Below are 6,054 nucleotides of genomic sequence, written 5' to 3'. Positions count from 1 at the left end.
TGGTAGGACCAAGCGGATTTGAACCGCTGACCTCCACGATGTCAACGTGGCGCTCTAACCAACTGAGCTATGGTCCTAGGTCTCGCTGCTGCCCGGGGCTTGCCCCGGCAACGGATGCGTATTCTACGCAGTCGCCGACAGAATGCAAGCCCCCAGTTAAAAAATCCCTGCGATCAGGCAGTTGGCCGCATACGCCTCCCCGCCACCGGGCCCCACGGCGACTGCCCATGCCCCCTGGGACGCCTCCAAGACAGGCTCCCCCTGCAACTCCGTGCCACAAGCTTGCTAATATAGGGGCGCCATGCCCGAGCGGGCCCACCGACGACAGCGACGGTCTCATGATCCAGCACAAGCGACACGACGCCATCCTCACCCTGATCAAGCGTCAGGGTTATGCCTCCATCGAGCAGTTGACCCAGGAGTTCGGTGTCACGCCCCAGACCATTCGTCGAGACCTCAACACCCTGGCCGACGAGGGCCTGGTGCGCCGGGTTCACGGCGGCGCCGGCCTCGAGTCGAGCACCGTCAATACCGCCTACCAGACCCGCAAGACCCTCAACCTGGAGGCCAAGCGGCGCATCGCCGCCCTGCTGGCCAGCAAGATCCCCGACCGGGCCTCGCTGTTCATCAATATCGGTACCAGCAACGAGGTGGTGGCCGAGGCGCTGCTCGACCACCAGGGCCTGGAGGTGATCACCAACAACCTCAACGTGGCCGCCATCCTCCAGCACAAGGAGGACTTCAACGTGATCATCGCCGGCGGCCAGGTGCGCTCTCGTGACGGCGGCATCATCGGTGAGGCGACCATCGACTTCATCAACCAGTTCAAGGTCGACTACGGCATCATCGGTATCAGCGGCATCGACGAGGACGGCTCCCTGCTGGAGTTCGACTACCAGGAAGTCAGGGTCGCCCAGGCGATCATCCACAACTCCCGTCAGGTCTACCTGATCGCCGACCACTCCAAGTTCCACCGCAATGCCGTGGTCCGCCAGGGCCGCATCACCCAGATCGATGCCCTCTTCACCGATCGCCGGCCGCCCCAGGCGATCTGCCAGTTGATGGCCAGCCACGACGTGGCCCTGCATATCGCCGGCAGCGAGGACGACGCCACCCCGCCGGCTCAGCTCAGCGAGGCCTGATGGGTTCAGTCAGGCAGGCCCCCATCGGCCAGCCTGGCCGGATCCAGCAACCGTTCCAGTTCCCCCCGGGAGAGCTCGGTGGCCTCCTCGGCCACCTCGAGGATCGGCCGCCCTTCCCGATAGGCCCGCTTGGCGATGGCCGCCGCGGCGTCATAGCCGATCACCGAGTTGAGGGCGGTGACCAGGATGGGGTTGCGCGCCAGGGGCGCGGCCAGGCTCGCCTCCCGCACCTTGAAGGTGGCGATGGCCCGGTCGGCGAGCAGCCGGCTGGCGCGACTCATCAGGCCGATTTCACTGAGCAGGTTGTTGGCGATCAGCGGCAGCATCACATTGAGCTGGAAGTTGCCGCTCTGCCCCGCCACCGCCACCGCACCATCCAGGCCGATCACCTGGGCGGCAGCCATGGCGGCGGCCTCGGGGATCACCGGGTTGACCTTGCCCGGCATGATCGAGCTGCCGGGCTGCAGGGCCTCCAGCTCGATCTCGCCGAGCCCGGCCAGGGGCCCCGAGTTCATCCAGCGCAGGTCGTTGCTGATCTTCATCACCACGCAGGCATAGCCCCGCAGTTGCCCGGAGAGCTCCACCGCGGCGTCCTGGGAGGCAAGCGCCGCGAAGTGGCTGTCCGCGGGCCTCAGCGCCAGGCCGGTCGCCTCGGAGAGTGCCGCCGCCACCCGGGCGGCGAACTCGGGGTGGGCATTGATGCCGCTACCTACGGCGGTACCGCCCTGGGCCAGGCGACAGAGCCGCGCCATGGCCTCTTCGAAGCGGGCCTCGCTGGCCGCTACCTGGGCCGACCAGGCCCCCAGCTCCTGGCTCATGCGGACCGGCATGGCATCCATCAGGTGGGTGCGCCCGGTCTTGATCACCTCGTGCAGCTGCCCGGCCTTGGTGTCGATGCTGCCGCGCAGGTGCGCCAGAGCCGGCAGCAGGTCGTCGCGGACCGCCAGGGCCGCCGACAGGTGGATCGCCGTGGGAATGACGTCGTTGCTGGACTGCCCCATGTTGACGTGGTCGTTGGGCCCCACCGCCAGGCCTTCGCGGCTGGCCAGGTGGGCGATCACCTCGTTGACGTTCATATTGGTGGAGGTGCCGGAGCCGGTCTGGTAGACATCTACCGGAAACTGGTCGTCGTGATCGCCGGCGAGGATCGCCTCGGCGGCCTGCTGGATCGCCTCGGCCCGGGGCGGGTCGAGCAGCCCCAGCTCGGCATTGACCCGGGCACAGGCGGCCTTGATATGGGCCACCGCCCGGATAAAGGCCGGCGGCATGGGCTGGCCGCCGATCGGGAAATTATTCACCGCCCGCTGGGTCTGGGCCCCGTAAAGCGCCGAGGCCGGCACCTCGAGCTCCCCCATGCTGTCGCGTTCGGTGCGGGTACTGCTCATGTCGGCTCCTCCTACTTTAGATAAAAACAATTCTGCCAGCCTAGGGAAGAGACCCGCGACCGGCCAATCGAGGAAACTTATCGATAGCATAGCCGCCCGCCCTACCCAGGACGGCATGCGCCTGCAATACTCGTCCCGCACAGGGACGCCCCCGCACAGCAGAAGGAGAACGGAGTGACGATGCGCCACCCTCTTGTCGTGATCGGCCTCGGCCTGTTCCTGGCCGGCTGCCAGATGCTTCCCCCCCTGGATACCGACACCCGCCGCATCGAGGTCCGCGAGGTCAGCCCCGACCCGGAGCCCTCCCCGGAGCCGGGCCGGGTGCCGCGTCGGGTGGCCTTCTCCGAGGCGGAGTACCGCGCCCTGCCGACCCAGGGCACGGCGCGCCTGAGCGGTCAGCTCTTCTATGACGGTCCCGGCGGACGCCACTATGGCCGCCACGAGACGATCGCCATCGCCCCGGTCACCGCCTACTCCGCGGAGGCCGCCGAACAGGCGCTGGCCGGTCGAGCGGTAGAGCGCGCCGATCCCCGCGCCCAGGCCTATACCCATCGGGTACGCACCGATGGCGAGGGTCGCTTCGAGGCGTCGCTATTGCCCCCGGGGGACTTCTATGTCTCGGGCAGCATCGCCCTGCCCAACGGTCAGCGCAGTCCACTGATTCTCCACCAGGTTCGCCTGCGCAACGGCCACACCACCCGCGTCAACCTGCGGCGCTGAGGCGGTGGCGCAAGGCTGCGCCGTCTCCTATGTTGAGGCCAGGATAGGGATTCCTCGCCCCCATGCCGGGGGCCCATAAGAGTCGCCGGGAGGACTGATCATGCGTATCACCAAGGCGCCGGGCTGGGCCCTGCCCCCCCTGCTGCTGAGCCTTGCCGCCATCACCCAGGCCGCCGACCTGGACGAAATCCGCGAACGCGGCAGCATCCGCATCGCGGTGGCCAACGAGGTGCCCTACGGCTACCTGGACGAGAATGGCGAGGGACGGGGCGCCGGCCCCGAGGTGGCCAGGCATCTGATCGACGAGCTGGGCATCGGCGACATCGAGTGGGTCGTCACCGACTTCGGCGAGCTGATTCCGGGGCTCCGGGAGGGGCGCTTCGACATGGCCGCCGCCGAGATGGCGATTCTCCCGGAGCGCTGCGAGCTGATCCTCTACTCCGAGCCCAACACCACCTACGGCGAGGGGCTGCTGGTGGCCGCCGGCAACCCGCTGGAGCTCCAGGCCTATGCCGACTTCGCCGGACGCAACGACCATCGGGTGGCGGTGATGGGGGGCGCCGACCAGCGGGAGATCCTGATGGCCCTGGGAGTCGCGGAAGAGAAGATCGTCACCATCGCCCGCAACGAGGAGGCCATCGAAGTGATCGCGGCGGGCGAGGCCGACGCCTATGCCGCCACCGGCCTCACCGTCACCGCCCTGGACCAGCAGAGCCAGGCGGTGGAGGCGGCACTGGATTTCGTCGACCCGATGATCGATGGCGAGGAGGTGCGCAGCTGGGGCGGTTTCGCCTTCGGCCCCGAGGCCCACGAGTTGCGCGACGCCATCAACGAGGTACTGGTGGCCTACAAGCCGACCCGGGCCTGGGAGCGGACCCTGACGGAACACGGCTTTACCCAGGAGGACGTGCTCAACGCCTTCAAGTATTCCACCGAGCAGCTCTGCGCCTGGGACTAGGTCTTGTACGAAAAGTCGGCGAGCGATGGGCCTAATGAGCCGCGGATTACCAGCCCAGGGCCTGCTTGACGAAGGGAATGGTCAACTTGCGCTGCGCCGAGAGCGAGGCCCGATCCAGGGTCTCCAGGGCCTGGCAGAGCTCGCCCAGGGCTCGGGGACCACGGTGCAGGATATAGCGGGCCACCTCGTCGGGTAACTGCATGCCGCGCACCCGGGCGCGCAGTTGCAACGCCTCCAGGCGCTGGTCGTCGTCCAGGCGCTTGACATGGAAGGTCATGCCCCAGGTCAGCCGCGAGGCCAGGTCGGGGAGGACCACCGGCAACTGCCGTGGCGCCGCCGAGGCCGAGATGATCAACCGCTTGCCGGCATCGCGCAGGCGGTTGAAGGCATGAAAGAGGCCCTCTTCCCAGCGCTTGCGCCCCAGCACCCGATCGAGGTCGTCGATGGCCACCAGATCGAGGCGCTCGATCTCCTCGAGCATATGAGGGGGGAAGTGCCAGAGCTCGCCCAGGGGCAGGTAGAGGGCCCGGCGATCCCGATCGCCGGCGCCATGGCAGGCGGCCTGCAGCAGGTGGCTACGCCCCACCCCCTCCCCGCCCCACAGGAACAGGAAGGGTTCTCCGGCGTCATCGAGCTGATGGCGCAAGGCCTCCACCAGGGGAGCATTCTCCCCCGGCAGGAAATTCGCGAAGGTGGCATCGTCGCGCATGCCCACGCCCAACGGCAACTGCGCGGCCCCGGGTTTCATCGGCTCTCCTCGTCGCCGCGTCCATGCCGGGCGGCATCATATAAGGTGCTGTTTTTATAGCGGTCGTTAACCTCCCGCAATAGTACCATGATGACCGCGGCGGCCGGCAATGCCAGCAACACGCCGGTAAAGCCGAAGAGGTTGCCGCCGGCCAGCACGGCGAAGATCACCGCCACCGGATGCAGGCCGATCCGACCACCCAGCAGCTTGGGCTGCAACACCGTGCTCTCCAGCACCTGGCCGACACAGAACACCGCCACTACGCCGACCAGCGCCAGCCAGCTACCGAACTGGAAGAAGGCCACGATCAAGGCCGCGGCGATGCCGACGATAAAACCCAGGAAGGGGACGATGCTGGCCAGTCCGGCCAGCAGGCCGATCAGCAGGCCGAAGCGCAACCCCATCAGGGTCAGGCCCAGGGCATAGATCACGCCAAGGCACAGCATCACCAGCAACTGGCCGCGCAGAAAGGCCGCCAAGACCTCATTGCAGCGCCCGGCCAGGCGCATGATGTCCGGCTCCCAGGCCCGCGGCAGCAGGCTGCGGATACTCTGCATCAGCCGCCGCCAGTCCAGCAGCAGGTAGAAGGCCACCACCGGGATCAGTGAGACATAGGTGATCCAGGTGATGAAAGCCATGCCGGAACGCCCCACCTGACCCAGGACCTGGGCCAGGGCCCCGCCGGCCTGCTGCCAGTGCTCGGCCAGGGTCTCCTGCAGATTGTCCAGCTCGGTGCTGGGATCATAGCCGGTCCAGGCCTGCACCTGAGGCCCCAGCACCGTCTGCACCCAGTCGATGATCGCCGGCACCGCCTGGGTGAACTGGCGCACCTGCTGCACCAGCAGGGGGATCAGGATCAACAACCCGAGGGCCACCACCAGCAGCAGCACCAGGAAGACCCCGCTGACCGCCAGGGGCCGCGACAGCCCCAGGCGCTCCAGGCGATTGGCCAGGGGGTCGCCCAGATAGGCCACCACCATGGCCACGAAGAAGGGCATCAACATCGACTGCAGGGCAAACAGCAGCCACACCAGGGCCGCCGCCACCACCACCAACCACCAATACCTGGGCATTCCTCGCCTCCCTCGTTTAAAACCGCAT

6 protein-coding genes and 1 tRNA gene are annotated in these 6,054 nt (G+C 67.5%); 3 read left to right on the top strand and 4 right to left on the bottom strand.

Annotated elements, in window-relative coordinates; all coding sequences use genetic code 11:
- A tRNA-Val gene (locus IHD13_RS16695) sits at positions 1-77 on the bottom strand.
- A 261-nt stretch (positions 78-338) separates the two neighbouring features.
- Between IHD13_RS16695 and IHD13_RS16690 the strand changes: the two genes are divergently transcribed.
- Positions 339-1,142 carry a DeoR/GlpR family transcriptional regulator gene (locus IHD13_RS16690; protein WP_195862172.1) on the top strand — a complete coding sequence of 268 codons (804 nt, stop codon included), beginning with the start codon at positions 339-341 and terminating at the stop codon, positions 1,140-1,142.
- Positions 1,143-1,147: 5 nt separating this feature from the next.
- Here the strand turns inward: IHD13_RS16690 and IHD13_RS16685 are convergent, their stop codons facing one another.
- Positions 1,148-2,527 carry a class II fumarate hydratase gene (locus IHD13_RS16685; RefSeq protein ID WP_195862171.1) on the bottom strand — a complete coding sequence of 460 codons (1,380 nt, stop codon included), beginning with the start codon at positions 2,525-2,527 and terminating at the stop codon, positions 1,148-1,150.
- A 180-nt stretch (positions 2,528-2,707) separates the two neighbouring features.
- On the opposite strand from IHD13_RS16685, the gene IHD13_RS16680 reads away from it, so the two are divergent.
- Complete coding sequence (locus IHD13_RS16680; protein ID WP_195862170.1) at positions 2,708-3,247, top strand: hypothetical protein; 540 nt, start codon at positions 2,708-2,710, stop codon at positions 3,245-3,247.
- Between the two features lie 100 nt (positions 3,248-3,347).
- Positions 3,348-4,205: an ectoine/hydroxyectoine ABC transporter substrate-binding protein EhuB gene (gene ehuB, locus IHD13_RS16675; protein ID WP_195862169.1), complete on the top strand. Its 858-nt coding sequence runs from the start codon at positions 3,348-3,350 to the stop codon at positions 4,203-4,205.
- Between the two features lie 46 nt (positions 4,206-4,251).
- On the opposite strand, the gene hda is transcribed toward ehuB, so the two are convergent.
- Together hda and IHD13_RS16665 are read right to left on the bottom strand one after the other, a co-directional pair.
- Positions 4,252-4,953, bottom strand: a complete 702-nt coding sequence (hda, locus tag IHD13_RS16670; RefSeq protein ID WP_195862168.1) for a DnaA regulatory inactivator Hda — start codon at positions 4,951-4,953, stop codon at positions 4,252-4,254.
- Positions 4,950-6,026 carry an AI-2E family transporter gene (locus IHD13_RS16665; RefSeq protein WP_195862167.1) on the bottom strand — a complete coding sequence of 359 codons (1,077 nt, stop codon included), beginning with the start codon at positions 6,024-6,026 and terminating at the stop codon, positions 4,950-4,952. Before IHD13_RS16665 ends, hda begins: the two co-directional genes overlap by 4 nt.
- Positions 6,027-6,054 lie beyond the last annotated feature (28 nt).

Origin of the sequence: Halomonas sp. 328, from assembly GCF_015645095.1 — a bacterium.
Classification (GTDB): Bacteria; Pseudomonadota; Gammaproteobacteria; order Pseudomonadales; family Halomonadaceae; genus Bisbaumannia.
The sequence above is the reverse complement of the archived record's forward strand: the minus strand, read 5'-3'. Positions and strand labels throughout refer to the sequence as shown.